Source organism: Mesorhizobium sp. WSM3873 (assembly GCF_001672445.1).
Lineage (GTDB): Bacteria > Pseudomonadota > Alphaproteobacteria > Rhizobiales > Rhizobiaceae > Mesorhizobium.
This window is the reverse complement of the sequence record NZ_LYTM01000034.1, coordinates 387,079-412,259: the sequence shown is the minus strand read 5'-3', so window position 1 is coordinate 412,259 and position 25,181 is coordinate 387,079. Positions and strand designations below refer to the sequence as shown.

Genomic DNA, 25,181 nt, shown 5'->3' with positions numbered 1-25,181 from the left:
GACTCTTCCCAATGTTGAAATCCTTTCGCGCCGCCCTGGCGCTGAGCGTTATAACATTAAGCGCTTTCGCCGCATCGTCCGCTTTTGCGGCGCCGCTCAAGGTGGTGGCGAGCTTCACGGTCATTGCCGACTTTGCCAAGAATGTCGGCGGCGACCGCGTCAACATCACCACCATCGTCGGCCCGGACGGCGACGCGCATGTCTACGAGCCGACCCCGGCCGATGCGGTGGCGATGGCCGGCGCCGATGTCGTGCTGGTCAACGGCTTGCATTTCGAAGGTTTTTTGCAGCGCCTGGTCGACACCAGCGCCACCAAGGCGACGATCGTGACGCTGACCAAGGGCGTGACGCCAATCGCCTTCAAGCCGGAATTCGCCGATGCCGACGCGGCCGAAGGCGCCGGCACCGGCGGCGGCAAGACGGTCAACGACCCGCACGCCTTCCAGTCGATCGCCAATGCCAAGATCTATGTGAAGAATATCGCCGATGCATTCTGCGCCGCCGATAGCGCGGGCTGCGACAGCTACAAGGCCAATGCCGCCGCCTACACCCAGAAACTCGGCGCGTTGGAGGGCGAAGTGACCGCGGCGATCCAGGCGATCCCCGAGGCCAAGCGCGTCGTCATCACCTCGCATGACGCCTTCGGCTATTTCGAGCATGCATACGGCCTGACCTTCCTTGCTCCGCAAGGCATCTCGACCGATTCCGAGCCTTCGGCCGCCGACGTGGCCAAGCTGGTCAACCAGGTCAAGCAGGACAAGGCGGCGGCGATCTTCATCGAGAACATCACCAACCCCAGGCTCATCGAGCAGATCGCCAGCGAGACCGGCATCAAGGTCGGCGGCACGCTCTATTCCGATGCGCTGTCGCCGCCCGACGGCCCGGCCTCGACCTATATCGACATGATGCACAACAACATCGAGCAGTTCAAAGGCGCGCTGCTCGGAAGCTAAGCGGCATCATCCAACCGGGCTAAAACCGGCCCGGTTGGATTTTCCGCCCCGCACTCTCTATTTGGCAGAGAAATCCGGTGCTACGGATTGTCGCTAATGCCGCGCGGTGGCATGACTGCGGCCAAGGATTGCGAGGACGACGCTATGGAATACCGCCAGATCAGCGAAGACTATTCGGTCTCGGGGCAGATCCAGCCCGAGGACATCGTTGCCATCAAGGACGCCGGCTTCAAGAGCGTCATCTGCAACCGGCCGGACGACGAACAGCCCGGCCAGCCCTCGGCCGACAGCGTCAAGGCGGCCGCGGAAGCCGCGGGGCTCGCCTTCCGCTACATTCCGGTGATCAGCGGCCAGCTCACTATGGACAATGTCGAGGATCAGGCCGAGGCGCTCGACGAGCTCGAAGGCCCGGTCTTCGCCTATTGCCGCTCCGGCGCGCGCTGCACCAACCTCTATGGGCTGATCCAGCAGCAGAGGGGGTGAAAGCTTGCGCATTGGCGAGAGCCAATTCCGCAGGTTCGCGTTCCGTCGCCGTCGCATCCAACAAAGATCTCCGCAAACTAAATCGGCAGCGCGCCGGTCTCTTTCAGCGTTTCCAGCACGATCGCCGTCTTCACATGCTGCACCGATTCATGCGGCAGCAGCACGCCGTTGACGAACTCGGAAAGCGATTTGAGATCGGGCGTCACCACCTTCAGGATGTAATCCATCTCGCCGGTCAGCGCGTGCGCTTCCTGCACCTCGGGTAGCCGCGCCACCAGCTCGCCGAAGCGGCGGGCATTGTCGCGGTTGTGGGTGGCCAAGGTCACCGAAATCACATTGACCAGCGAAAAGCCGAGACGGTCGCGGTCGAGCACCGCGCGATAGCCCCTGATATAGCCATCTTCCTCCAGCCGCTGGCGGCGGCGCGAGCATTGCGAGGCCGACAGGTTCACGCGCTCCGAAAGATCATTGTTGGTGAGCCGCGCATCGCCCTGCAGGAGCGCCAGTATCTTGCGGTCAAATTGATCAAGGCGCGCATCATCCATGGTTTTGTCCCCAATCATGCACAATCTGCGCACATTGTGGGCATTCCAGGCGGTTGAATGCAAGCACCATGCAGCCGTCCAGCGTTATTATGGTGAAAATCGGCCAAGCACGGCCGCAACAGCTTTCGGAGGAATGCCATGGGACCCTTCCCGCATGACGCCCCACCCGCCAAGATCAGCAAGGCGAATCCCGCCGGCACCGACGGCTTCGAATTCGTCGAGTTCGCGCATTCAGACCCGGCAAAACTTGCCGAGCTCTTTGCCCGCATGGGCTATATCGCGGTGGCGAAGCACCGCACCAAGGACATCACCGTCTGGCGCCAGGGCGACATCAACTATGTCGTCAATGCCGAGCCAGGCTCGCATGCGATGAAATTCGTCGAAAAGCACGGCCCCTGCGCCGCCTCGATGGCGTGGCGCGTGGTCGATGCGAAGCATGCCTTCGACCACGCCGTGTCGAAGGGTGCTGTGCCCTACGAGGGCACCGACAAGGCGCTCGACGCGCCGGCGATCGTCGGCATCGGCGGATCGCTCCTCTATTTCATCGAAACCTATGGCGACAAGGGCTCGGCTTACGATGCTGAGTTCGAGTGGCTTGGCGAGCGCAATCCGAAACCCGAAGGCGTCGGCTTCTACTACCTCGACCACCTGACCCACAATGTCTATCGCGGCAACATGGACAAGTGGTGGGACTTCTACCGCGACCTGTTCGGCTTCAAGCAGATCCATTTCTTCGACATCGACGGCAGGATCACCGGATTGGTCAGCCGGGCGATCACCTCGCCCTGCGGCAAGATCCGCATTCCGCTCAACGAGTCCAAGGACGAAACCAGCCAGATCGCCGAGTATTTGAAGAAGTACAATGGCGAGGGCATCCAGCACATTGCCGTCGGTACGGACGCGATCTACGATGCCACCGACAAGCTCGCCGCCAACGGGCTGAAGTTCATGCCCGGCCCGCCCAACACCTATTACGAGATGTCGCATGAGCGCGTGCACGGCCATGACGAGCCGATCGAGCGCATGAAGAAGCACGGCATCCTGATCGACGGCGAAGGCGTCGTCGACGGCGGTATGACCAAGATCCTGCTGCAGATCTTCTCGAAGACGGTGATCGGGCCGATCTTCTTCGAATTCATCCAGAGGAAGGGCGACGAAGGATTTGGCGAAGGCAATTTCCGCGCGCTGTTCGAATCGATCGAGCAGGACCAGATCAAGCGTGGCGTGATCAAGCTGGATGGCAGGGCGGCGTAGTCAGCCGAAAGACCAAGCCGCCGGCTACTCTAAAGGCCGGCGGCCTTCCTCAGAATTTCGTTGATTCGGCTCTGCCAGCCGGGCCCGCTGGCACGGAAACGAGCAACCACATCGCTGTCGAGGCGCAGCGTTACCTGCTTCTTCGGATTGTCGAGTGCCGGCCGACCACGCGAGCGAATGCTTTCGGCAAGGTCCGGAAACACGTCGGCGAAGGGACGAGCATTCCGAAAATCCTCCTCGGTCCATTCGGGATTGTCCGAAACCGCATCCCAATCTTCCTCGGTGAATCCCTTGCCTGACTTGAATCCGTTGTCCAGCTTTGTAGTGTTCAGCTTAGCTTTCGCCATCGAACAATCTCCTTTCCGTCTGGTTGGCCGCCCGCATTGAAATAACCGAGATGCCTTCGGAGCCAAGCCGGGAAAAGACCACTGCAACAACGCCGCCGCCGACTACCCGACCAATCGCCATGAAACGGCCGGATTTGGCCGCCCGGATCGCCGAGGCAAGGAAAAACTCCTCGTCTAGCGCCGCGAAATCCAAGCCGTGTTTGTCAATGTTGGCCAACCGTTTAGGTTCATCCCAGACGATCCGCATCTGAATTTATGTACCTACATGAATTAAGTCAATAATTTTCGTAACTACAATAATTCCCGAAGCGTTCTCGCTTGTTCACAACCCAAGCCGCTCGACCTCGTCCTTCCTGAGCTTAATGTCGTAATCGAGCAAGAACTCATCCAATTGCGGTGGGGAGACCGAGGTGCCCGACAGCATCGCGTGCACCTGGCCGCGATGGTGGATGTCGTGCAGGAAGACATGGGCGAGGATGTCGCCGATCCTTTCGGGGATCATGCCGTCCTCGCGGCGGTCGGTGATGACGCGGCGGTCGAGATCTGCCTCCGACAGGCCGTCGCAGAAGGCGACAAGCCTGCGGTCAAAATCGGTCTGTGCAGCGGCCAGGCGTGACGCATCGTCGAACGGTGTGAAGTCGTCATAGGCCGCAGCACCGAGGCCGCCATCGGTCAGAAAATCGAGATAGAGACGATCGACCGCGAGGATGTGGTTGAGCGTCTCCTTGATCGAGGGAAAGAAACTGGTTCGACCGGCCTCGAACTCGCCGGGCTGAAGCTCCAGCACGGCGCGGTAGAGCCGGTCGTTCGACCACAAATTGTTGCGAGCCATGCGGCGAAGATGCTCGAGCAGGGTCACCTTTTCAGGTTCCTTTCTCCCCCTCGTACTTCTCGACCTTCTGCTCGATGGCGCCGAAGATCGAATGGCCGGCCTTGTCCTTCATCTCGATGCGCACCGTGTCGCCGAAGCGCAGGAACGGGGTCTTCGGCTCGCCGCTCTCGATGGTCTCGATCATGCGCAGCTCGGCGATGCAGGAATAGCCGGCGCCGCCTGCCGCGACCGGCCTGCCTGGCCCATCATTCAGCTTATTGGAGACGGTGCCGGAGCCGATGATGGTGCCGGCGGCAAGCGGCCGCGTTTTCGCGGCATGCACGATCAAGGCCGGGAAATCGAAGGTCATGTCGATGCCGGCATTGGCACGGCCGAACGGTTTGCCGTTGAGATCGGCGAGCAGCGGCAGGCTGACCTTGCCGCCGTCCCAGGCATCACCAAGCTCGTCCGGCGTCACCGCGACCGGCGAGAAAGCAGAAGACGGCTTCGACTGGAAGAAGCCGAAGCCTTTTGCCAGTTCCGGCCCCGTGATGGCGCGAAGCGTCACATCATTGACCAGCATGACGAGGCGGATGGCCTCGCGCGCCTCGCCCGGCCCGGCGCCCATCCGCACATCGCCGACGATGACGGCAACTTCCGCCTCCATGTCGATGCCGAAGGCTTCGTCGGCCATGCGGATCGGATCGCGCGGCGCAAGGAAGGAGTCCGAGCCGCCCTGGTAGATCAGCGGATCGGTCCAGAAACTCGCCGGCATCTCGGCGCCGCGCGCCTTCCGCACCAGCTCGACATGGTTCACATAGGCCGAGCCGTCCGCCCATTGATAGGCGCGCGGCAGCGGCGAATGCGCGTCATGCTCGTGAAAGCGGGCCGAGGGCACCGCGCTGGTCTCGAGCGATTCCGCCATCGCCGCCAGATGCGGCGCCAAGCGCCCCCAATTGTCGAGCGCAGCCTGCAGCGTCGGCACCAGGAAAGAAGCGTCGGTGAACCGCGTCAGATCGCGCGAGACCACGACCAGTTTCCCGTCGCGCGTCCCGTTCTTCAAAGTGGCAAGCTTCATGCGGTTTCCTCTCCTCGCGGGCTTTGTGCCGCTCGTCCCACAACAAGGCCGTCGCGAGTGATCGTCAAGCCACCCGCCGATGTTTTCCTGACTCTGACTTCACCAATCAGGACCAGTCGCCTTCCGGCGTGCCGTTGAAGCGCTTCCTCAGGTCGGCCCAGCAGTCGATGTAGTTCGCCTGCAAGGTGTCGAGTTCGGCGGCGTAGCGCGTCAGCATCTGCGGAAAGCGCGTCTCGAACATGAAGGCCATGGTGTTGTCGAGCTTGACCGGTTTCAAGTCGGCGCGGGAGGCCTTCTCAAAGCCGGAGGCGTCGGGTCCGTGCGCCAGCATCTGGTTATGCAGGCTGATGCCGCCGGGGACAAAACCTTCCTCCTTGGCATCGTACTGGCCGTGGATCAGGCCCATGAACTCGCTCATGATGTTGCGGTGGTACCAGGGCGGCCGGAAAGTGTTTTCGGCCACTAGCCAGCGCGGCGGGAAGATGACGAAGTCGACATTGGCCGTGCCCTCCTCGCCGCTCGGCGCCGTCAGCACGGTGAAGATCGACGGGTCTGGGTGATCGAAGAGGATCGCGCCGACCGGCGAAAACGTCGCCAGATCATATTTATAGGGCGCGTAGTTGCCGTGCCAGGCGACGACGTCGAGCGGCGAATGGCCGAGCTCGGTGACGTGGAAAGTGCCGCACCATTTGACGATCAGCCGGCATGGCGTCTCCTTCTCCTCGAACCAGGCGCAGGGGGTCTTGAAGTCGCGCGGATTGGCCAGGCAATTGGCGCCGATCGGGCCGCGGTCGGGCATGGTGAATTTTGCCCCGTAATTCTCGCAGACATAGCCGCGCGCCTGACTGTCGGCGATCTCGACCTTGAAGACGAGGCCGCGCGGCAGCACCGCGATCTCGCCGGGGCGAAGCTCGATGACGCCCATCTCGGTGACAAAGCGCAGCGTGCCGACCTGCGGCACGATCATGAGCTCGCCGTCGGCATTGAAGAAATGGTCGTCGACCATCGAGCGGTTGGCGACATAGACGTGTGCCGCCATGCCGGACTGTCCGACCGCGTCGCCGGCCGTGGTCATGGTGCGCATGCCGGAAATGAAGTCGGTCGGCTCGGTCGGGATCGGCACCGGGTTCCATCGGTACTGGCCGAGTGCCAGCTCGTGGTCGCCGACGTTGGGCGCGGTCTTCCACATAGGATAGCTCGCGCCCTTGAAGCGGCCGGTGTGTTTCACGCTTGGACGGATGCGGTAAAGCCAGGAGCGCTCGTTGGTGCCGCGCGGCGCGGTAAAGGGCGAGCCCGAAAGCTGCTCGGCATAGAGCCCGTAGGCCGGCCGCTGCGGCGAGTTGCGGCCCTGCGGCAGCGATCCCGGCAGCGTCTCGGTCTCGAAGTCGTTGCCGAAGCCCGGCATATAGGAAAAAGCCATCCGATCCTCTCTGATCCCGGGCTGCCGCGCTCAGCGTTGAGGAAGGCTTTCCGGCGATGTTGACCAAACTGGTTTCATTTGTAACCATCGAAAATGTAACTATCAACGCCGAACCCCGCATCGATGGTGCGCCAAATGAAATCGGAGATTCTCGAGCTAGAAAACTTCCTGCCCTACCGGCTCTACCGGCTGGCCGACGCCGTGAGCCGCGAATTCTCGCGCATCTACAAGGAGCGCCACGGTCTGACGCGGCCGGAATGGCGCACGCTCTCAGGCCTCGGCCAGCGCGGGATGATGACGGCGACGGAACTCGGCGAGCAGTCGGCCATGCACAAGACCAAGGTGTCGCGCGCAGTCGCCGCGCTCGAACGTCGGCGCTGGCTGACAAGAACGCCGGACGAGAACGACCGCCGCGTCGAGCATCTGACGCTGACCAAGGCGGGCCTCGCCGCCTATCGCGAGATGGTGCCGCTGGCGAAAGCGTTTGAAAGGGAGCTGCTGGCGAGGCTGAGCGAGGAAGAGAGAGCGGCGATTGTCAGGGGGGTGGCAGCGCTAGAAGAGGCTTTATCTTCTTCTTAGCGATCCTTCACACCCCCTCTGTCCGTCCGGCAGGCCAAAGGGGGGTGCTGTCCCGCCAGCATTGCTAGGATGCTGCTTCCACCAAACCTACCAGTCCATCACCACTTTGCCGGAACTACCGCTCCTCATCGCATCGAACCCAACCTGGAAATCGTCAATGCCGATGCGATGCGTGATCAGACCCGAAACATCCAGCGGCCCCTGCACCAGGGCGATCATCTTGTACCAGGTCTCGAACATCTCGCGGCCGTAGATGCCTTTGAGATGCAGCATCTTGAAGATGACCTTGTTCCAGTCGATCTCGAAGCCGGTGGGAGCGATGCCGAGGATGGCGATCTTGCCGCCATTGTTCATGGTGTCGATCATGTCGCGGAAGGCTGGCGCGGCGCCCGACATCTCCAGCCCGACGTCGAAACCTTCGGTCATGCCGAGTGCCGGCATCACGTCGCGCAGCTTCTCCTTCGAGGCGTCGACCACATGCTGGACGCCGAGCTTGCGCGCCAGTTCCAGCCGGACCGGGTTGATGTCGGTGATGACGACTTTCCGCGCGCCGACGCATTGCGCGACCAGCGCGCCCATGATGCCGATCGGGCCGGCGCCGGTGACCAGCACATCCTCGCCGACCAGGTCGAAGGACAGTGCGGTGTGGACAGCATTGCCTAATGGATCGAAGATCGCCGCGATCTCGTCCGGCACGTCGTCGGGGATCGGCACGACATTGTGCTGCGGGATCGCTACATACTCGCCGAAGGCGCCGGGCCGGTTGACACCGACGCCGAGCGTGTTGCGGCAGAGATGCCCTCGCCCCGCGCGGCAGTTGCGGCAGTGGCCGCAGACGATGTGGCCCTCGCCCGAGACGCGCTGTCCGACCTTGTATTCGGTGACGGCCGCGCCGAAATCCGCGACGGTACCGACAAATTCATGGCCGGTCACCATCGGCACCGGCACGGTCTTCTGCGCCCACTGGTCCCAATTGTAGATGTGGACGTCGGTGCCGCAGATCGCGGTCTTCCTGACCTTGATCAGCACGTCGTTGGGGCCGATTTCCGGCACCGGCACTTCTTCCATCCAGATGCCCGGCTCGGCCTTGGCCTTCACCAGCGCCTTCATCATGTTGGACATCGAACACTCTCCAGAAAATCTTCCCCGTCCTGACGGATCATCAACCTGCCGCTTCCAGGATGTTCTTCAGCCGCAGCAGATCGCGATTGGTCGAACGTCGGACAGCCACGGCTATGAGCGGGGTCATGAGACGGGAAAAGCCGGCCGGCGAGCCGCGATTCCGGAGCGTCATATGCGTGCGGCCTTCGCCGGAATCCCGCCATCCATAGCTCGTCTCCATCGGAAACGGTCCTTCGTCGGATCGCATCACCAGCCTCTCGCCCGGCACGAGATCCAGGATCTCGTAGGTATAAGCGAGCCGCCGTCCGAGGAACTGCGCCTCGAATGCAATTCTCGATCCTATCTGGGCCGGTCGGGGAGTCTTCCATTCCACCGACTTGATGTTGACGTACCAGCGCGGAACATTGTCCGGATCGGAAGAAAAGGCGGCGACAACCGCGCGCGGGCTGGCGATCTCGATACTGCTCGTTACATCGATCGCCATGGCCCTTTTCCATTGCCGGCGGCACCGTCAAGCGATTACACCCAGTTCCTTCCCGACCTCGCCGAACGCCTCGACGGCGCGATCGATATCGGCGCCGGAGTGCGCCGCCGACATCTGGGTGCGAATGCGCGCCTGGCCCTTCGGCACCACCGGGAACGAAAAACCGATGACGTAGATGCCGCGCTTCAGCATGCGGGCGGCCATCTCCTGCGCAAGAGTGGCGTCGCCCAGCATCACCGGGATGATCGGATGATCGGCGCCGGCAAGCGTAAAGCCGAGCTTGCCCATTTGAGACCGGAAGCGTTCCGCATTGGCATATAGGCGGCGGCGCAGCGCATCGCCATTGCGGATCAGCTCGAAGACTTTCAGCGAGGCGCCGGCGATCGCCGGCATCAGCGTGTTGGAGAAGAGATAGGGCCGCGAGCGCTGACGCAGCCAGTCGACCACCTGTTTCTTCCCCGCGGTATAGCCGCCGGACGCGCCGCCCAGCGCCTTGCCGAGCGTGCCCGTGATGATGTCCACCCTGCCCTCGACGCCGCAGTGCTCGGCCGAGCCACGGCCGTTCTTGCCGACGAAGCCGACGGCATGGCTGTCATCGACCATGACCATGGCGTCGTATTTCTCGGCGAGGTCGCAGACTCCTTGCAGGTTGGCGATGATGCCGTCCATCGAGAACACGCCGTCGGTGGCGATCAGTCGGAAGCGGCAGTCCTTCGCCTCCTTCAGCCGCGCCTCGAGGTCGGCCATGTCGTTGTTGGCGTAGCGGAAGCGCTTGGCCTTGGAGAGCCGCACCCCGTCGATGATCGAGGCGTGATTCAGCGCGTCCGAGATGACGGCGTCTTCCTCGCCGAGCAGCGTCTCGAACAGGCCGCCATTGGCATCGAAGCAGGAGCCGTAGAGAATGGTGTCGTCCATGCCGAGGAAGGAAGAGATGGTGGCTTCGAGCTCTTTGTGTTCTTCCTGGGTGCCGCAGATGAAGCGCACCGAGGCCATGCCGTAGCCGTAGCGATCGAGCGCCTGCTTCGCCGCATCGCGCAGCTCGGGGCTGTCGGCCAGGCCGAGATAGTTGTTGGCGCAGAAATTCAGCACCTTCTGGCCGGCGACCTCGATCAGGGCCGACTGCGTGGAGGAAATCACCCGCTCGGACTTGTAGAGCCCGGCCGATTTCACGCCTTCAAGCTCGTTGTCGATGTGGGAGAGAAACGCTGCGCTCATCGTATGGCCCTGTTTGTTCGATGCGGACTGTCGCGCTGCGGACAAGAAAAATCCATCGCAAAAACGACTGCTTCGGTGGCGTTGCGCAAGCCGCGCCGCAGCTCCTTCAGCGCAGCCGGACAAGAATGTGTTCAAATGCGACGATCGGCGAAAGTACATAATAACCATCCTCTCAGCTTTGTCGCGCCGCCCGCTCCGGCACCGTGCCGGTTTGCCGAGCTGTTAACCCTTTCGCGTCAAGGGTTCTGGCGCCGCAAATCCATGGCAGGAATCCGTCGATCGGGAGGGGTCACTCAATTATGTCGCAGCAGCCGGTGCACAGCGTTTCGCGCAAGCTGATTCTGCTGATCAAGAGCGGCTACTGGCTGGCCTTGCTGATCATCGCCGCCATGGTGATGGCTTCCTTCATCCTGCTGCAGCAGTTGATGGCGCAGCAGCAGCATAACGACGCGCTGCTCAACATCGTCTCCACGCAGAAGGCGCTGTCGCAGCGCATCGTCTTCCTGGCCAGCGCGACCGGTGCGGCCCCCCGCGACAAGCAGCCGGCGCTGGTCACCGCGCTCAAGCAGGCAACGGGCGAGTTCGAGACCAATTACGACCGGCTGCTCAAGGAGACCGGCGCCGATCCGCTATCGCCGGCGCGCAATGATCCGCAGTCGATCGAATATGTGCTGTTCAGCAAGCCGTTTCATCTCGACTATTTCTCGGTCGGGCTTATCGCCAACGGCGATCGACTGGTTTCATCATTTGCATCCCAGCTCGGCATGCAAAGCGACGGCTATAAGGGCGGCGGCGAGCGCGTCGGCCTCGACGCCTCCGTCGCCAATGCGACTTTGTCCGGCTATGCCGCGCTCGGCCAGCGCATCAGCGCCTTCGCCACCGAGCGGTCGGATGAGATGCTCAGCCTGCACCGCACGCTGTTCTTTGCCACTATCGGCGTCATCGTGCTGGTCGCGCTATTCATCTTCCGGCCGATGTCCAAGGCCATCCTGCGCAAGACGCATGAACTGGTCGACGCCCGCAATTCGATGGCCTTCATCGCCGTGCATGACGGCCTGACCGGCTTGCACAACCGCACCTTCCTCACCGATCATTTCGACACGCTGATCAAGGGCGCGCATCGTCGCCGCGAGCGGCTGGCGGTGATCCAACTCGACCTCGACCGCTTCAAGCAGATCAACGACACGCTGGGGCACGCGGCGGGCGACTATGTGCTTGTCGTCACCGCGCAACGCATGCGCGATTCCTGCCGCGCATCGGATCTTTGCGCCCGTCTGGGCGGCGACGAGTTCGTGATGATCCTCAACGGCGCCGGCAGCACCGAGGACATCCATGCGCTGGCCAAGCGCATCATCGCCAACATCAACGAGCCGATCACCTTCCAGGGCACGACCATAATGCCTGGCGCCAGCGCCGGCATCGCCGTCTATCCAGTCGACGCCGACAACGCGCAGGACCTGCTCGTCCATGCCGATCTCGCCCTCTATTCGGCCAAGAAGCTCGGCGGCGGCAGCTTCTCCTTCTTCTCCGAAGAGCTGCGGCGCGAGCTCGACTACCGCAAGCAGCTCGAGCAGGACATCCGCACGGCGATCGCGGAAAAGACCTTCGAGGTCTATTTCCAGCCTCAAGTGTCGCTCACCAGCGGCAAGATCAGCGGTATCGAAGCACTGGTGCGCTGGAAGCACGCCACGCGCGGCATGATCTCGCCCGGCGAATTCATCCCGGTGGCGGAGAAGTGCGGCTTCATGCCGGATATCGGCCGCATCGTCATCAGCAAGGCGATCAACGAAGCCGCCGAATGGGATCGCGCCGGCATCGATTTCGGACGCATCGCCGTCAATGTCTCGGGCACCGAGCTGCGCGAGCCGGATTTCGACAATTTCCTGTTCGGAACGCTGGAGCGGGCAGGGCTTGCGCCGCAGAAGCTGTCGCTGGAAATCGTTGAATCCGTCATCCTCGACGACGAGAAGACCGGCATCGCCGCCAAGCTCAGGCATATCCGCGCGGCGGGCGTCCATCTCGAGCTCGACGATTTCGGCACGGGCTATGCTTCACTCAGCCATGTCAACCCGAACGAGATCGATCGGCTGAAGATCGACCGCCGCTTCGTCCAGAATATCAACGAGAACGGCGACAACACCAAGATCGTGCGCGCCATCACCGAGCTTGCCCGCGGGCTCGGCATCTCGATCGTCGCCGAGGGCGCGGAAACGGAGGCCGAGCTCGACTCGCTTATGGCGATCGGCTGCGACCAGGTGCAGGGCTATTCGATCGCCTTCCCGATGCCGCAGGACAAGGCGCGCGAATGGCTTACCGCGCGCAGCCCGAAGAAGGCGAAGCTCAAGGTGCTGCAGGGCAGCCGGGCTTAACCTCCCACATTCGCCCGAAGCGCCGCCAGCACCTCGGCGAATTCCGCAAGCCGGTCGTCCGGCAGCCCGGCTCTCAGCCTTTTGTCGAAGGCGACGGCCGCGAGGCGCAACTTCTCGAACAGCGCTTCGCCGGTTTCGGTCAGCGCCACCCGATGCACCCTGCGGTTCTGCGGATCGCGGCGGCGCGTCAGCAGCCCTTGCGCCTCCATGGCGTTGAGGTGATGCGTCAGCGTCGCGCCCTGGATGCCGATCATGCCGGCAAGCTCGCGCTGGTTGGCCAGTTCCTTCGACTTGACCGAGAGCAAGGTCACCCAGACCGGCAGCGTTCCGCCAGCCTCCACCAAGGCAGCATCAAAGGCCTGCGCCACCAGTTTGGCGGTGCGAGCGAGATTCATGCCGATGGGCGGGCGATCAAATGGCGTCATGGCCGGACACTAGAACAAGCAACGGGTTGGCGAAACTTCGCATGAAGTATTGACATCTAACTGTTAGATATCTAACTTTGTCTTATTAACGTTGTCGGACCCAGCCGATAGGCAAAACCGACAGGCAAAGCGTCACACCGGTGGCGGGGCGAACGAGAGGAATGCAGTCATGCAATATGTCTACATCGTCGTCATCGGCCTGCATGTTATGGCCGGCGTCTTCTGGGCCGGCACGACCATTGCGGTTGCCCGTGATCCGGAGATCAAGGCGGAGCGCTTTATCCGGCCGCAACTCGGCGCCTCCGGCATGGTCTTTTTGACCGGTCTGCTGCTCTGGTATTTCTTCCACGAAGGCGCTTTCGGCTCGATGGAGATGGTGCTGGCGTTGGGGATTGCGACGGCGCTGATCGCCGCCGGCGTGCAGGGCGCCCTTGTCGCCTCTTCCAGCGGGCGATTGGCGGGCGCCGATGCGGCGACGCAAACGCAGTTGCGCGCGAAAATGACCAAAGGCGAACGCCTCGCCGGCGGGCTGCTGGTCATCACCGTGTTGTGCATGGCCACGGCCAGGATGTTCTGACCCGTCAACGGCTCGCGCGGTACCGGTGCAGGCCGGCGGCCGCGCGCGGCGCACCGGACCAACGCGGCAGGTGGCTCTCCTTGTGAAGGTCCGGTGCGTTTCCTCGGTGCGGCCGTGACCGGTGCATCAGATCACCTCAACGGAACCGCCGCGTAATTTTTCCCGTCGCAGCTTTATGTAGGTGCGCATGTTGGGCGCGATGCGAAAACCTTCCAGCCTGACGTCCTGAAGCGCTGCCGCCCAGCCAAGCGCTTCATAACAGCCGCCATATGTTTCGATCGTCGCGGCGAGATCCTCGCGGCCAAGTTGCCTGGCCAGGATGGCGCAGGCCGCGACCCGCGTTTCGATCGAGCGGCCATATTTGGGTGCGAATGCCAAGCCGCCGTCGGCGAGGTCGTCGACCTCGTGCGCAAGCTGCAGGAACAGGATGTCCTCATCGCCGGCCGGCACGCCCTCCTGCAGAAGGCGCTCGGGGTCGCCGGTGTCGAATTTCATGGCGCCGACGCGAGCGACGAGGCCTTCAGTCCTCGGCCCGATCCGCGCCTCCAGCCATTTCCGGTGCGCCTCGCTGCGCCGACTGGACCTGCCGTCCGGATACTGGCCGCTGTCATAGGCAGCGTGGAACATCGCCGCGACGACGAAATCGATATCCCTTTCGAAATGCGCCACCGACGAGGCGGCGCCTACCGCATGGCAGATAAAGGGCCGTCCCGACTTTCGGTAGCGGCCGTTGAACATCGCGCACGCCACCCGATAGGCCTTCTGCACGCGTACGATATCGTCCAATGCGTGCCCGGCCTCGTGCAATTGGATATAGAGCGCCGTATTGGTCTGGCGCGGAACGAACAGGTCTTTTCCGGTCAAGCAAGCCCCCGACTATGCGACCCGAATTGCAGCCCTCGGAATCCGCGCCCGAAAATTGCAAATAAGATCTGTCAGGTCTAGCCTGGCCAATGGACGACCCAGCTTCAGATCCGGATGCCGAACCTGATGCCGTCATAGATGGCCGCGTGGATGTTGCGCGAGGCGACTGCGTCGCCGATGCGGAACAGAACAAAGCCGCCTTCCGGATTGCGCGGCGGAAAAATGTCGCCGCCGCTTACCAGCCGCTCGTAGTCGACCGCGCCGCCATTCTTCGACAGCGGCTTCAGCGCGAGGTAGAGATCGTCGAGCGGCGCGGTGCCATGCTCGACCACCACCTGGTCGACGCGCCGCTCGCCGCGCCAGCCATCGGCGAAGTCCGACGCCAGCTCGGCGATGAGCTGGTTGCCCTCGCGTCGCACGGAGCGCAGACGGGCGTTGATGGTGACGGTGACGCCTTTCTCGTGAAAAGCGCGCATATAGGGCACGTGGTTCAGGCCGCCCATTTCCGGCGCGAAGAAGCGCTCCGGTGAGACCAGCTCCAGCTTCGAGCCGCTGTTGGCTATCAATTCCGCCGCGCCCATGCCCTGATGGCCGCCATTGTCGTCATAGAGCAGCACGCTCTCGGCCGGCTTGACGCTGCCGGCCATGATGTCCCAGCTCGAGGTGACGAGATTGTCGCCCGCTGCCAGCGGCGGGTTCTGCGGCAGGCCGCCGGTGGCGACAATCACCACATCCGGCGAAAGTGCGAGGACATCGTCTTTTTCGGCCCATGTGTCGTAGCGGATCTCGACGCCGAGGCGATCGAGCTCGGCAAGCCGCCAGTCGATGATGCCGATCAGCTCCTTGCGGCGCGGATTTTGCGTCGCGAGCCGCACCTGGCCGCCGGCCTGGCTGGACGCTTCGAGGACCGTCACCTGATGGCCCCGTTCGGCGGCGACACGCGCAGCTTCCAGACCGCCCGCCCCGGCGCCGACGACCACCACCCGCCTCTTCGGCCCTTCGCTTTTCGCGATGACATGCGGGATCGTCGCTTCGCGGCCGGTGGCGGCGTTGTGGACGCAGAGCGCCTCACCGCCTTCATAGATGCGATCGAGGCAGTAGGTGGCGCCGACGCAAGGCCGGATCTCGTGCTCGCGCCCTTCCATCACTTTCCTGATGATATGCGGATCGGCGATATGGGCGCGCGTCATGCCGACCATGTCGAGCTTGCCGGAGGCGATCGCATGACGCGCGGTCGCGACATCGGATATCCGCGCCGCGTGGAAAGTCGGGAATTTCGTCGCCGCCCTCACCTCGCCGGCGAAATCGAGATGCGGCGACGAGCGCATGCCGGCCACCGGGATGACCTTGGTCAGCGCCGCGTCGGTCTCGATCGAGCCGCGGATGATGTTGAGGAAATCGACCTTGCCGGAGCCAGCCAGACGTTTCGCGATCTCGACGCCCTCCTCCTTCGACAGGCCTTTTTCGAAATCCTCGTCGGCGACCATGCGGATGCCGACGACGAATTTCTCGCCGACCGCGGCGCGAACCGCATCCAGCACCATGTTGGTGAAGCGCAGCCGGTTGTCGAGCGAGCCGCCGAAATCATCGTCGCGATGGTTGGTGGCGGGCGACCAGAAGCCGTCCATCAGATGGCCGTAGGATTCGAATTCGATGCCGTCGAGGCCGGCCGCCTGGCAGCGCTGGGCGGCGGAAGCATAATCGGCAACGATGCGCTCGATGTCCCAGTCCTCGATGGTCTTGGGAAAGGCGCGATGCGCCGGCTCGCGCACCGGCGAGGCGGAAAGCACCGGCAGCCAGTCGGCCTTGTTCCAGCCGGTGCGGCGACCGAGATGGGTGATCTGGATCATGACCTTGCAGTCATGCTCATGACAGGCATCCGCAAGTTCGGCGAGCCACGGCACGATGGCGTCGTCATAGACATGCAGGTTGCCGAAGGCGGCCGGGCTGTCGCGTGACACGATGGCAGAGCCCGCTGTCATCGTCAGCGCCATGCCGCCCTTGGCCTTCTCGGCGTGGTAGAGCCGGTAGCGCTCCTTCGGCATGCCGTCCTCGGAATAAGCCGGCTCATGGCTGGTCGACATCACCCGGTTCTTCAGCGTCAGGTGCTTGAGCTGATAAGGTTGGAGAAGCGGGTCGTTGCTGGTCATCGTCTTCCTGCCGTATCAAATTGCGCGGGAGCTGCTCCCGCTTCCATTTCACGCATCGGATTCATCCGAAAACCGCTGCGCGGCTTTCGCTCCAATGCTAATGAGCCGCCAAACACGCCGGGTCCGTTCGATCGCGGCGCACTTTCAACTGATTGCACCTGCCGCCCTTGCAATCATCGGCGGCAGCGAGGAGCCATCGATGACCGACGCAAAAAACCTGACCCAACTCGGCAAACACGTCGAGACGCCCCAGAGCCCCGAACAGGCCGTCCTGGAGACCGTGCCGTTCGAGCGAGGCGACGGCCCGCCCGCGATCGTGCGCTTCACCTGCCCGGAATTCACCTCGGTCTGCCCGGTCACCGGCCAGCCCGACTTCGCCCACATCGTCATCGACTACGCGCCCGACAAGACGCTGGTGGAATCGAAGTCGCTGAAGCTGTTCATGACCTCGTTCCGCAACCATGGCGCCTTTCACGAGGAATGCACCGTCATGATCGGCCGCCGCATCGTCGAAGCGACCAAGCCGCTCTGGCTGCGCGTCGGCGGCTACTGGTTCCCGCGGGGCGGCATTCCCATCGACGTCTTCTGGCAGACCGGCGCGCCGCCCGAAGGCGCCTGGCTGCCCGACACCGGGGTCGCGCCATATCGCGGACGCGGGTGAAATTTGTTGCGAAAGGCTGGCGGGACAGCGCCCCCCTCTGTCCTGCCGGACATCTCCCCCACTTGGAGGGAGATCGGACGTCACCCCGGCTTTCGGCAATCTCCATCGTGGCAAAGTAGGCGGGTCGCCGAAGCTGCCAATCTCCCCCCTTGTGGGGGAGATGGCCGGCAGGCCAGAGGGGGGCGCGAAGGATCGCCGGCGCCGAAGTTCAATCATATTCATTCGCACTGGTACTGGCTGAGCGCCCATTCGCCGGTGACCGACAGGAGGTCGGAGATCTTCCAGTCGCCGCCGACCTTCTTCAGCTTCCATTCGAGACGGTGCTGGTGGCCTTCGACGACGAAGACGACCACCACCTTGGCCTCGTCACCATTGATCGCTTCGATGGTGCGCAGGCTCTTGTCGATGGCGAGCTTGTCGTAATCGGCATTGTCGAGTGCCATGTTGGGATCGAGGCACTCGCCCTGACCCGAGGCGCGCAGCGCGTCGGCTTTGTCGAGCACGCTCTTCGCCGGATCGCTGAAGTTCTTGCGCTGGCCGGGGTCCAATTCCAGCCCGAGATGCTCGTAGAAGGGCTTCACCACCGCCGTCGGCGATCCGGGCAGGACGGGCGCAGCTGGCGCCGGTTCGGCCGGCTTGCTTTCAGGCGATGTGGCCGGCGCCGACTTGTCGATCGCAGGCGCATTGTCGCCTGAGGACGCGTTCGGCGGCGGCGAGCCGAACAGTCCTTGCCCGTAGGCGCCGCCGTTCAGCCCCGCGGTCAGCATCGACAAGCTCGACAGCGCGAGGACCAGACGCCGAAGCACGGCGTCACTCCGTCGAGGAGCCGCATTCCAGCGCGCTGAGCGTCCAGTCGCTGGTTTTGGAGGTGATGTCGGCGATCTTCCACTTGCCGTCCACTTTCTTCAGCGACCACACCATTTCGCGTTTGGAGTCATCGCCTTCCGGGAAAAGATTGAAGCTTGCCGTCACCTCGGCGGTGTCGCCATTGACGGCCTCGGCAAGCTTCAGCGTCTTCGACACGGTCTTCTGGTCGAAATCCTGGGCGTCGAGGCCTGGGTCGAAGTCGATGCAGGATACCTCGTCAGGCTTCTCCTTGCGCGCCTTGTCGTTGGCTTCGAAGAGCTTGGTGACCGGCTCGGTGAAGCGGTCGCGGTATTTCGCGTCCGCCTCGAACTTCACTTCAGGCACATAGAAGAACTTCACGGCGTTGGAAGCCGGCCCGGCGAGCGCCGCGGCAGGCAAGGCGATCGAGATGGCAACTGCCAGCATCATCGGTCTCATGCAGGATCTCCGGATGGTCGGCGGCGTGGTGGCACGATCACCACCACGCATCCTGCATATCGGCTTTTTCACGGCGCATGAAGTCCTTGCGCTGCGCGGCTTAAGCTTCCAGCCAGACGTTCTGGAAGTCCATTTGATAGGTCTGGTGCATGGCGTAGTTCTTCACCTTCTTGTTCATGTGGCAGTAGAGCTTCTGCCAGAACGGCTGGATGATGACGCCGGAGTCCTGCAGGATCTGCTCGACGTCCTTCATAACCTCCTTGCGCTTGGCGACGTCGATCTGCGACAGCGCCTCCTTGAGCTTGGCGTCGAAATCCGGATTCGAGAACGCGGTCTCGTTCCAGGCCTCGCCGGTACGGTAGCCCAGCGCCAGCACCTGCACGCCGAGCGGGCGCATGTACCAGATGGTCATGGAATAAGGATATTTCGTCCAGTCGTTCCAGAAGGTCGAACCGGGCAGCACCGTGCGCTTCACCTTGATGCCGGCATCGCGCAACTGGCCGGCGATCGCGTCGCCGGTGTTCTTCTGCCATTCGTCCTCGACCGTGATCAGCTCGTGCTCGAAGTCGGCCTGCCCGGCGTCGGCCATCAGCTTCTTGGCGCCCGCCGCGTCCCGTTCCTTCTTCGGCAGCGGGTAATATTCCGGATGGATCGGGCTGACATGGTGGTTCTCGCCGACCGTGCCGCGGCCGGCGTAGCCGAGCTGCATGACCTGGTTGTTGTCGACCGCCATCTGCAGCGCATTGCGCACCCGTTTGTCATCGTAAGGTTTGTGCGTGATGTTGGTGCGCGCAACGAGCGTGGTCGCCGTCGCGACTTCCGATTTCACCAGCTCCATCTTGTCGAGGGGGTCGATGAAGTCGGCCGGTGTCTCGAAATCGAGGTCGATCTCGCCGGAATCGAAGGCATTCAGCGTGGCGTTGAAGTCGGTGCCGTAGTCGATGAACTCGACCCCGTCGAGCGGCGCTTCGCCACCCCACCACTTGCCGTTCCCGCGGCGCTTGACCACGGCTTTCTGGCCGACATCGTAAGACACCAGCTCGAAAGCCCCGGTGCCGATCGGCTTCTTGATCGGATCGGCGCCGTCCTTGTCGAAGTTGCGATGCACGACCAGCGCCGGATAGTCCGTGAAACCCGGGATGATCGCGATATCGGCCTCGGACAGCTTCAGCTTGACCGTATGGTCGTCGACCTTGGTGATCGCGCCATCCCTTGCCTTGCCGGTCTTGGCGTCGACCAGCGCGCCGACGCGGGCGGCCATGGAATTGCCGGAAGCCCCCTTCTCGCACCAGCGATTGAGGTTGAAAACCACGTCATCGGCATTGAAGGCATCGCCGTTGTTCCAGGTGACGCCTTTGCGCAGATGCAGCGTGTATTCGGTGGCGTCGTCGTTGACGTCCCAGCTTTCGAGCAGCACCGGCTCGAAAGTGAACTGGTGCGTGTAGCGCACGAGCGGCTCCAGCCAGGTGCGGGTGACGTTCGCCATCTCGGTCCAGTCATAGGTGCGCGGGTCCTTCTGCGCCTTGACCGACATCGCGACATGCAGCGTTCCGCCTTTCTTCGGCTCTTGCGCCAGGGCTTTTGTCGGCGCGGCAAGGCCGATCATGCCATAGGCGAACGCCGTCGACGCGCCGAAGGCGCTTGCCAGCGCCAGGAATTCGCGCCGGTCCACGCGGCCCGCGCGCGCTTCTTTAGCCATCGCCTCGATGGCGGCAGGAACGCGATCACCGTTGCTTTTGAAGATTGTCATTTTTTCCTCCCATGTTGCGAAACATTGGCCATCCTGGTGCACTTTTTTTCAGCTGTAGATGGCGCCTGCAGCGTGAGCGTGCGTCCAGACGCTGCCTTGCCTGAGATAGTGAGAACTCGCTCCATCCTGCGGCATTTCGAATATCGTATACGAGCCTTGTTGAGCGTCAAGCTTCTTGAGGCATGAGCTGGAGAAAGATGCCGGGCGAAGAACCACCTTCACACCTTCGCACGCTTCATCGGCCAGGTGTCCGCCACGCGATAGCCCGCCGGCCAAGGATCTTCAGGATCCAGCATGTGCTGATGGATGCCGGTGATCCAACCGCGACCGCTGATCTGGGGGCGTATTGCGGGCATACCGACAACCTGGGTGGTGCCGAGAATCTTGCCGTGAAATTCTGACCCGATGATGGACACACCGGTGAACCAATCCTCGGCTGTCATTTGACCCTTCGCGTGCAAGAGCGCCATGCGGGCCGACACCGCCGTTCCGGTCGGCGATCGGTCGAGCTTGCCAGGTTTTATCGAAACGACCGATTTTGCGCGGAGGCGGTTGCCATCCTGGGTGATGGCGCCGGCAAAAAGACAGAACGAATGGTGGCGCCAATCGGGACGCTCAGGGTGGGAGAACGCCATTTGCCGATTGGCCGCATCGGTAATGCGCACCCCAAGTTCGGCGAGATCACGAGCCTCGTCGGTTTCAAGCGCTAACCCAAGGGCAGGTGCGTCGACGACGACGAAACTGTCGCCTCCATAGGCCGTGTCGACCGTGATGGTACCGAGGCCATCGACCTCAAGCGGCACACCGACCCTGCTGGCGAATGATGGTACGTTTTCGACGGTGATGCGCTGGGCTTTTCCTCCGGCACACTCGGCCCGCACGCGTACCAGACCGCCCGGCGCCTCGAGCACCATTTCGGTTACCGGCTCCTGTATGGGGATGATCCCGGTGTCCAGAATTACCGTCGAGACGCAAATCGAATTGGAGCCGGACATCGGGGGCGTATCCTCCGGCTCCATTATGATCCAAGCCATCTGCGCATCGGGATTCTTGGGAGGGACCAGAAGGTTGACGTGCCGGAAGACACCGCCGCGCGGTTCGTTGAGAACGAAGTTACGAAGTCCGTTGTCTTCTGCGATCCATTTGCGCTGGTCCCAGACGGTGTTTCCCGGCGGAGGAGACACCCCGCCAACGATGACATCCCCGACTTCGCCCTCCGCGTGGCAGGAAACAACATGGATGACTTTCGTGCTTCGCATTCGGGAGTCCCCAGAGCCGCGGCTTCCGATTGGATATCGTATACGATCTTCGGCTCTCGTCAAGGCTGATTGAAGGGAAATGCGCCAGTCGCTGCTGATCGGCCGGGCTCAAAAGAGCCCACGCCGGACGGCATCTCAGGCCATGCAGACACTCGGGTTGAGCAGAATCGCGAGCGTATTTGATCGCGAACATCGTCTACGATATCTATGTTTGCAGATCTGACGCTCCGTGCGGAGACTCTACACGTGCCATTTGCATTTGCCGACATTCCCGATTTGGGTGCCGCCCCCACCGCTTCCGACGTGGTTTTGAAGTTCATCCGCGGAGCAATCATATCCGGGTCGCTTGATGAGGGCGAACCGATCAGGCAAGACGACGTCGCCCGCATGTTCAACATCAGCAAGATTCCGGTGCGCGAAGCTTTGAAGCGGCTCGAGGCAGAGGGATTCGTGGCATTTCAGCGAAACAAGGGCGCAATTGTCGCCAGCATGTCGGAACCGGAGATCGTGCAGATTTTCGAGGTCCGAGCCATGCTGGAATCGAACGCAATTCGGCTTTCCCTTCCTCACATGAACGAGAAGACCTTCGATAAAGCGCAAGCAAGTTGCGACTCCTTTGCGAAGGAAACCGACGTCGGCCGCTGGGCGGAACTAAATTGGGAGTTCCATTCCAGTCTTTATCTAGACGCCGGGCGACCATATCTGCTCCGCATGATCCGGTCGGTTAACGATCGCATCGAACGCTATCTGCGAGTTCAGCTGACGATTTCCGGCGGTCATGAGCTTGCGGATCGAGAACATCGCGAAATCCTGGCCGCCTGCCGCGCTGGCGAGACCGAACAGGCCGCAAAGTTGGTCTACGATCATATTATGAACGCCTGTCAATCGCTTCAGAAACACCTGGCGAACGGTAAGGTGCGCGCTGGCTGAGCCATTGGCTGGCTGTCAGTCACGATTGCCGACGGCCTTTGCCCATTTTTGTCAACTAACGGTATCAGGCAGCTTTTCCTCGCGCCGCGCGATCAAATCCTTGAGACCTTCGGCGATGCCCTCGTCGAGCTTCGGCTCCTGGTAGTCGGCGAGCATGTTGCGCGCCCTTTCGAGGCCGCGCGTATCATGATCCTTCGCGCCCTCGGCTGTCCATTGTTCGAAGGAATTGAAGTCCATGATGCTCGGCATGAAGAAGGCGCGCTCGAAATGCTCGAGCGTGTGCTGCGTGCCGAGGAAATGCCCTTGCGGACCGACCTCGCGGATCGCCGCCATAGCCTCCTTGAAATCGTCGAAGGGAACGCCGCCGGCATATTTGTACCAACCGATGAGTTGCTCGCAGTCGGTGGCGAATTTCGAATAGCCGCAGGTAAGGCCGGCCTCGAGCCAGCCGGCGGAGTGCCAGATGTAATTGGCGCCGGCGAGGATCGCGGCATGCATAAGCATGTTCGCCTCGTAGCCTGCCTGGGCGTCGTTGAGCTTGGAGCCGACATGGAAGCCCGAGGTGCGCCATGGCAGTTTGTATTTCCGCGCCAGCGCGCCCATCAGATACATCATCTGCGCGGCCTCCGGCGTGCCCCCCATCGGGGCGCCGGTCTTCATGTCGACGGTCACCATGAACTGGCCGTAGATCTGCGGCGAGCCGGGACGGATCAGCTGGGTGAAGGCCACCCCGGCGAGCGCCTCGGCATTGACCTGCGCGACCGCGCCGACGGCGGAGGCCGAGGTCGAGGCGCCGCAGAGCGCGAAGGGCGCCAGGATCAGCGGCTGGTTGTGGCGGGCATAGACCCGCATCGCGTCGAGCATGGTGGCGTCCCACACCAGCGGCGAATTGCAATTGGTGATCGCCACCAGCACCGGATTGTCGCGCACGAACTCCTCGCCGAACACGATCGCAGCCATCGCCATCGTGTCTTCGGCCCGCTCCTTCGACGTCACGATGCCCATGAACGGCTTGTCGGAGTGCTTGAGCGCCGAATGAATGATGTGGAGGTGCCGCTTCGGCACCGGGATCTCCATCGGCTCGCAGATGATCGAGCTCGACGAATGCAGCGCCGGCGCCATGTAGGCGAGCTTGTGGAAATTGTTGAGGTCGTTGAGCGTGCCGTAGCGCCGCTTGTTGTCGAGGTCGCGCACATAGGGCGCGCCATACATCGGCACGAAGATCGAGTTCTTGCCGCCGACGCGAACCGTACGCTCGGGGTTGCGCGCATTGAGCGTGAATTCCGGCGGGACCTTCGAGACGAGCTCCATCAGCAGCGCGCGATCGATGCGGACGCGTGTGTCCTTGACGTCGGCACCCGCCGCCTTCCAAAGCGCGATCGCTTCGTCGTCGCGGAACTCGCAGCCAACCTCCTCGAGGATTTTGAGCGACTCCTCGTGGATCAGTTCCACCGCCTCGTTGGGCACGATCTCATACGCCGGAATCTGGCGAACGAGCGTCGGGAAGGACGCGACGGGCGCGCTTCTCAGCGCCTTGCGCCCAAGGCGGCCGCCGCCGCGACGGTGGGTCGGCTCAGTCAATTCAGCGGCCGGTGCGTTCATGTTGCCTCCTTCATCCCGCCCGACCAAGTTAGCGACACGAAATATGGATGTGACGCTGGAAAATCCTGATCTCTTGTATAAGCTGCGCTTATGCGAAGCCTACGCCACCTCCTGCCCTCGGCCGGCAGCCTCGTCGTCTTCGAGGCGGCAGGCCGGCTGTCGAGCTTCACCGCGGCCGGGCGCGAGCTCGGCATGACCCAGGCGGCCGTCTCCTATGCGGTGCGAGGGCTGGAGGAACAGCTCGGCGCCAAGCTGTTTCAGCGCCGCCACCGCCAGGTGCTCCTGACCGAGGCCGGCGAGCGCTTCCACGCGGACGTCTCGCTGGGGCTGTCGCATATCCGCAAATCTGCCGAGGACCTTCGCCTGCAGGCGACCGGCGGCCATGTCACCCTTGCCGCCTCGACGGCCTTCGGCTCGTTCTGGATGATGCCGCGTCTGCAGCAGTTCCGCGACCAACTGCCGGGCATCGACCTGCGCATCCAGACCGCCGACCGCGACCTCGACATCATTGCCGAGGGTATTCCGCTCGGGGTGCGCGGCGGCGTGCCGCGCGACTGGCCGGACTATCACTCGCTGTCGCTGTCCGATGAAGAGATCTTCCCCGTCGCCGGCCCCAGCTACCTCGCCAAATTCGGCATGCCGAAGACGGTCGAGGAACTGGCCACGCACCGGCTGATCCATCTCGAGGAGCCCTATCGCGAGGCGCCGAACTGGGACGAATGGTTCGCGTCGGCCGGAACCAGCCTGCGCAATGCCGAGCGCGGCCTGCGCATCAACGACTATGCCCTGGTGATCCAGGCGGTGATGGAAGGGCAAGGCATCTCGCTTGGCTGGCGGCATCTGGTCGAGCGGCTGGTCGCATCAGGGCTGCTGGTGCCGGTGACCGACCATGTGATGAGGACCGGCATCGGCTTCCACGTCATCTGGCCGAAGAACCGCGAGCTCAGCGACAACGCGCGCAAGGTCAGGGACTGGCTGGTGGCGCAGGCATGAAGTAGCCCCTCCCCCACACCGTTCGA

At 62.7% G+C, this 25,181-nt stretch carries 26 protein-coding genes; 9 read left to right on the top strand and 17 right to left on the bottom strand.

Going from position 1 to position 25,181, the window contains the following annotated elements; translation table 11 throughout:
* Positions 1-11 precede the first annotated feature (11 nt).
* Positions 12-953 carry a zinc ABC transporter substrate-binding protein AztC gene (gene aztC, locus A9K71_RS21565; protein ID WP_067000519.1) on the top strand — a complete coding sequence of 314 codons (942 nt, stop codon included), beginning with the start codon at positions 12-14 and terminating at the stop codon, positions 951-953.
* Positions 954-1,097: 144 nt separating this feature from the next.
* Positions 1,098-1,436, top strand: a complete 339-nt coding sequence (locus A9K71_RS21560; protein WP_067000965.1) for a TIGR01244 family sulfur transferase — start codon at positions 1,098-1,100, stop codon at positions 1,434-1,436.
* Positions 1,437-1,513: 77 nt separating this feature from the next.
* Here A9K71_RS21560 and A9K71_RS21555 read toward each other — a convergent pair whose 3' ends face one another.
* Positions 1,514-1,981 carry an Lrp/AsnC family transcriptional regulator gene (locus A9K71_RS21555; protein WP_059187534.1) on the bottom strand — a complete coding sequence of 156 codons (468 nt, stop codon included), beginning with the start codon at positions 1,979-1,981 and terminating at the stop codon, positions 1,514-1,516.
* Positions 1,982-2,119: 138 nt separating this feature from the next.
* Between A9K71_RS21555 and hppD the strand changes: the two genes are divergently transcribed.
* On the top strand, positions 2,120-3,235 hold the full coding sequence (gene hppD / locus A9K71_RS21550) for a 4-hydroxyphenylpyruvate dioxygenase (RefSeq protein ID WP_067000517.1): 1,116 nt from the start codon (positions 2,120-2,122) through the stop codon (positions 3,233-3,235).
* Between the two features lie 29 nt (positions 3,236-3,264).
* Here hppD and A9K71_RS21545 read toward each other — a convergent pair whose 3' ends face one another.
* The 5 genes from A9K71_RS21545 to hmgA form a co-directional block, all read right to left on the bottom strand.
* Positions 3,265-3,582 (bottom strand): BrnA antitoxin family protein, encoded by a 318-nt coding sequence (locus A9K71_RS21545; RefSeq protein WP_067000515.1) that lies wholly within the window; start codon positions 3,580-3,582, stop codon positions 3,265-3,267.
* Complete coding sequence (locus tag A9K71_RS21540) at positions 3,569-3,829, bottom strand: BrnT family toxin (RefSeq protein WP_067000512.1); 261 nt, start codon at positions 3,827-3,829, stop codon at positions 3,569-3,571. Before A9K71_RS21540 ends, A9K71_RS21545 begins: the two co-directional genes overlap by 14 nt.
* 75 nt (positions 3,830-3,904) lie before the next feature.
* On the bottom strand, positions 3,905-4,441 hold the full coding sequence (locus tag A9K71_RS21535) for a DinB family protein (RefSeq protein WP_067000509.1): 537 nt from the start codon (positions 4,439-4,441) through the stop codon (positions 3,905-3,907).
* A gap of 4 nt (positions 4,442-4,445) precedes the next feature.
* Positions 4,446-5,471 carry a fumarylacetoacetate hydrolase family protein gene (locus tag A9K71_RS21530; protein ID WP_067000507.1) on the bottom strand — a complete coding sequence of 342 codons (1,026 nt, stop codon included), beginning with the start codon at positions 5,469-5,471 and terminating at the stop codon, positions 4,446-4,448.
* Between the two features lie 106 nt (positions 5,472-5,577).
* Positions 5,578-6,891 carry a homogentisate 1,2-dioxygenase gene (gene hmgA / locus A9K71_RS21525; RefSeq protein ID WP_067000505.1) on the bottom strand — a complete coding sequence of 438 codons (1,314 nt, stop codon included), beginning with the start codon at positions 6,889-6,891 and terminating at the stop codon, positions 5,578-5,580.
* 135 nt (positions 6,892-7,026) lie between these two features.
* Between hmgA and A9K71_RS21520 the strand changes: the two genes are divergently transcribed.
* Positions 7,027-7,470 carry a MarR family transcriptional regulator gene (locus tag A9K71_RS21520; protein WP_067000962.1) on the top strand — a complete coding sequence of 148 codons (444 nt, stop codon included), beginning with the start codon at positions 7,027-7,029 and terminating at the stop codon, positions 7,468-7,470.
* A gap of 87 nt (positions 7,471-7,557) precedes the next feature.
* Here A9K71_RS21520 and tdh read toward each other — a convergent pair whose 3' ends face one another.
* Genes tdh through A9K71_RS21505 form a run of 3 tightly spaced genes read right to left on the bottom strand, consistent with a single transcriptional unit; the run spans position 7,558 to position 10,291 of the window.
* Positions 7,558-8,592: an L-threonine 3-dehydrogenase gene (gene tdh / locus A9K71_RS21515; protein WP_067000502.1), complete on the bottom strand. Its 1,035-nt coding sequence runs from the start codon at positions 8,590-8,592 to the stop codon at positions 7,558-7,560.
* A gap of 40 nt (positions 8,593-8,632) precedes the next feature.
* On the bottom strand, positions 8,633-9,076 hold the full coding sequence (locus A9K71_RS21510) for an SRPBCC family protein (protein WP_067000499.1): 444 nt from the start codon (positions 9,074-9,076) through the stop codon (positions 8,633-8,635).
* Positions 9,077-9,103: 27 nt separating this feature from the next.
* Positions 9,104-10,291 carry a glycine C-acetyltransferase gene (locus A9K71_RS21505; RefSeq protein WP_067000495.1) on the bottom strand — a complete coding sequence of 396 codons (1,188 nt, stop codon included), beginning with the start codon at positions 10,289-10,291 and terminating at the stop codon, positions 9,104-9,106.
* Positions 10,292-10,590: 299 nt separating this feature from the next.
* On the opposite strand from A9K71_RS21505, the gene A9K71_RS21500 reads away from it, so the two are divergent.
* Positions 10,591-12,660 (top strand): EAL domain-containing protein, encoded by a 2,070-nt coding sequence (locus A9K71_RS21500; RefSeq protein WP_067000493.1) that lies wholly within the window; start codon positions 10,591-10,593, stop codon positions 12,658-12,660.
* Here the strand turns inward: A9K71_RS21500 and A9K71_RS21495 are convergent.
* Positions 12,657-13,085: a MarR family winged helix-turn-helix transcriptional regulator gene (locus tag A9K71_RS21495; protein WP_067000490.1), complete on the bottom strand. Its 429-nt coding sequence runs from the start codon at positions 13,083-13,085 to the stop codon at positions 12,657-12,659. The genes A9K71_RS21500 and A9K71_RS21495 overlap by 4 nt on opposite strands.
* A gap of 169 nt (positions 13,086-13,254) precedes the next feature.
* Here A9K71_RS21495 and A9K71_RS21490 point away from each other — a divergent pair, with 169 nt between their 5' ends.
* On the top strand, positions 13,255-13,662 hold the full coding sequence (locus A9K71_RS21490) for a hypothetical protein (protein WP_067000486.1): 408 nt from the start codon (positions 13,255-13,257) through the stop codon (positions 13,660-13,662).
* Positions 13,663-13,788: 126 nt separating this feature from the next.
* Here A9K71_RS21490 and A9K71_RS21485 read toward each other — a convergent pair whose 3' ends face one another.
* Both A9K71_RS21485 and A9K71_RS21480 read right to left on the bottom strand, forming a co-directional pair.
* On the bottom strand, positions 13,789-14,526 hold the full coding sequence (locus A9K71_RS21485; protein ID WP_067000482.1) for an HD domain-containing protein: 738 nt from the start codon (positions 14,524-14,526) through the stop codon (positions 13,789-13,791).
* A gap of 104 nt (positions 14,527-14,630) precedes the next feature.
* On the bottom strand, positions 14,631-16,676 hold the full coding sequence (locus tag A9K71_RS21480) for an NADH:flavin oxidoreductase (RefSeq protein ID WP_067000479.1): 2,046 nt from the start codon (positions 16,674-16,676) through the stop codon (positions 14,631-14,633).
* A 199-nt stretch (positions 16,677-16,875) separates the two neighbouring features.
* On the opposite strand from A9K71_RS21480, the gene queF reads away from it, so the two are divergent.
* Complete coding sequence (queF, locus tag A9K71_RS21475; protein ID WP_067000959.1) at positions 16,876-17,337, top strand: preQ(1) synthase; 462 nt, start codon at positions 16,876-16,878, stop codon at positions 17,335-17,337.
* Between the two features lie 218 nt (positions 17,338-17,555).
* On the opposite strand, the gene A9K71_RS21470 is transcribed toward queF, so the two are convergent.
* From A9K71_RS21470 to A9K71_RS21455, 4 genes are all read right to left on the bottom strand, one after another.
* A complete protein-coding gene (locus A9K71_RS21470) occupies positions 17,556-18,143 on the bottom strand; it encodes a hypothetical protein (protein WP_067000476.1) in 588 nt (195 codons plus the stop codon).
* Positions 18,144-18,147: 4 nt separating this feature from the next.
* Positions 18,148-18,621, bottom strand: coding sequence for a DUF3828 domain-containing protein (locus tag A9K71_RS21465; RefSeq protein WP_067000473.1), 474 nt, complete (start codon positions 18,619-18,621; stop codon positions 18,148-18,150).
* 100 nt (positions 18,622-18,721) lie between these two features.
* A complete protein-coding gene (locus tag A9K71_RS21460) occupies positions 18,722-20,371 on the bottom strand; it encodes an ABC transporter substrate-binding protein (protein ID WP_067000470.1) in 1,650 nt (549 codons plus the stop codon).
* Positions 20,372-20,589: 218 nt separating this feature from the next.
* Positions 20,590-21,630: a proline racemase family protein gene (locus A9K71_RS21455; protein ID WP_067000466.1), complete on the bottom strand. Its 1,041-nt coding sequence runs from the start codon at positions 21,628-21,630 to the stop codon at positions 20,590-20,592.
* Between the two features lie 246 nt (positions 21,631-21,876).
* On the opposite strand from A9K71_RS21455, the gene A9K71_RS21450 reads away from it, so the two are divergent.
* Positions 21,877-22,560, top strand: coding sequence for a GntR family transcriptional regulator (locus A9K71_RS21450; RefSeq protein ID WP_067000956.1), 684 nt, complete (start codon positions 21,877-21,879; stop codon positions 22,558-22,560).
* A gap of 51 nt (positions 22,561-22,611) precedes the next feature.
* On the opposite strand, the gene A9K71_RS21445 is transcribed toward A9K71_RS21450, so the two are convergent.
* Entirely contained in the window at positions 22,612-24,162 is a 1,551-nt protein-coding gene (locus A9K71_RS21445) for a trimethylamine methyltransferase family protein (protein ID WP_067000953.1), read from the bottom strand.
* Positions 24,163-24,252: 90 nt separating this feature from the next.
* Here A9K71_RS21445 and A9K71_RS21440 point away from each other — a divergent pair, with 90 nt between their 5' ends.
* Positions 24,253-25,155 carry a LysR substrate-binding domain-containing protein gene (locus A9K71_RS21440; RefSeq protein ID WP_067000463.1) on the top strand — a complete coding sequence of 301 codons (903 nt, stop codon included), beginning with the start codon at positions 24,253-24,255 and terminating at the stop codon, positions 25,153-25,155.
* Positions 25,156-25,181: the final 26 nt, after the last annotated feature.

Bases quoted from the DNA above. Each gene is read 5' to 3' on its own strand.
- aztC (WP_067000519.1), top strand. From the start codon at position 12: ATGTTGAAATCCTTTCGCGCCGCCCTGGCGCTGAGCGTTATAACATTA.
- A9K71_RS21560 (WP_067000965.1), top strand. From the start codon at position 1,098: ATGGAATACCGCCAGATCAGCGAAGACTATTCGGTCTCGGGGCAGATC.
- A9K71_RS21555 (WP_059187534.1), bottom strand. From the start codon at position 1,981: ATGGATGATGCGCGCCTTGATCAATTTGACCGCAAGATACTGGCGCTC.
- hppD (WP_067000517.1), top strand. From the start codon at position 2,120: ATGGGACCCTTCCCGCATGACGCCCCACCCGCCAAGATCAGCAAGGCG.
- A9K71_RS21545 (WP_067000515.1), bottom strand. From the start codon at position 3,582: ATGGCGAAAGCTAAGCTGAACACTACAAAGCTGGACAACGGATTCAAG.
- A9K71_RS21540 (WP_067000512.1), bottom strand. From the start codon at position 3,829: ATGCGGATCGTCTGGGATGAACCTAAACGGTTGGCCAACATTGACAAA.
- A9K71_RS21530 (WP_067000507.1), bottom strand. From the start codon at position 5,471: ATGAAGCTTGCCACTTTGAAGAACGGGACGCGCGACGGGAAACTGGTC.
- hmgA (WP_067000505.1), bottom strand. From the start codon at position 6,891: ATGGCTTTTTCCTATATGCCGGGCTTCGGCAACGACTTCGAGACCGAG.
- A9K71_RS21520 (WP_067000962.1), top strand. From the start codon at position 7,027: ATGAAATCGGAGATTCTCGAGCTAGAAAACTTCCTGCCCTACCGGCTC.
- tdh (WP_067000502.1), bottom strand. From the start codon at position 8,592: ATGTCCAACATGATGAAGGCGCTGGTGAAGGCCAAGGCCGAGCCGGGC.
- A9K71_RS21510 (WP_067000499.1), bottom strand. From the start codon at position 9,076: ATGGCGATCGATGTAACGAGCAGTATCGAGATCGCCAGCCCGCGCGCG.
- A9K71_RS21505 (WP_067000495.1), bottom strand. From the start codon at position 10,291: ATGAGCGCAGCGTTTCTCTCCCACATCGACAACGAGCTTGAAGGCGTG.
- A9K71_RS21500 (WP_067000493.1), top strand. From the start codon at position 10,591: ATGTCGCAGCAGCCGGTGCACAGCGTTTCGCGCAAGCTGATTCTGCTG.
- A9K71_RS21495 (WP_067000490.1), bottom strand. From the start codon at position 13,085: ATGACGCCATTTGATCGCCCGCCCATCGGCATGAATCTCGCTCGCACC.
- A9K71_RS21490 (WP_067000486.1), top strand. From the start codon at position 13,255: ATGCAATATGTCTACATCGTCGTCATCGGCCTGCATGTTATGGCCGGC.
- A9K71_RS21480 (WP_067000479.1), bottom strand. From the start codon at position 16,676: ATGACCAGCAACGACCCGCTTCTCCAACCTTATCAGCTCAAGCACCTG.
- queF (WP_067000959.1), top strand. From the start codon at position 16,876: ATGACCGACGCAAAAAACCTGACCCAACTCGGCAAACACGTCGAGACG.
- A9K71_RS21465 (WP_067000473.1), bottom strand. From the start codon at position 18,621: ATGAGACCGATGATGCTGGCAGTTGCCATCTCGATCGCCTTGCCTGCC.
- A9K71_RS21460 (WP_067000470.1), bottom strand. From the start codon at position 20,371: ATGACAATCTTCAAAAGCAACGGTGATCGCGTTCCTGCCGCCATCGAG.
- A9K71_RS21455 (WP_067000466.1), bottom strand. From the start codon at position 21,630: ATGCGAAGCACGAAAGTCATCCATGTTGTTTCCTGCCACGCGGAGGGC.
- A9K71_RS21445 (WP_067000953.1), bottom strand. From the start codon at position 24,162: ATGAACGCACCGGCCGCTGAATTGACTGAGCCGACCCACCGTCGCGGC.
- A9K71_RS21440 (WP_067000463.1), top strand. From the start codon at position 24,253: ATGCGAAGCCTACGCCACCTCCTGCCCTCGGCCGGCAGCCTCGTCGTC.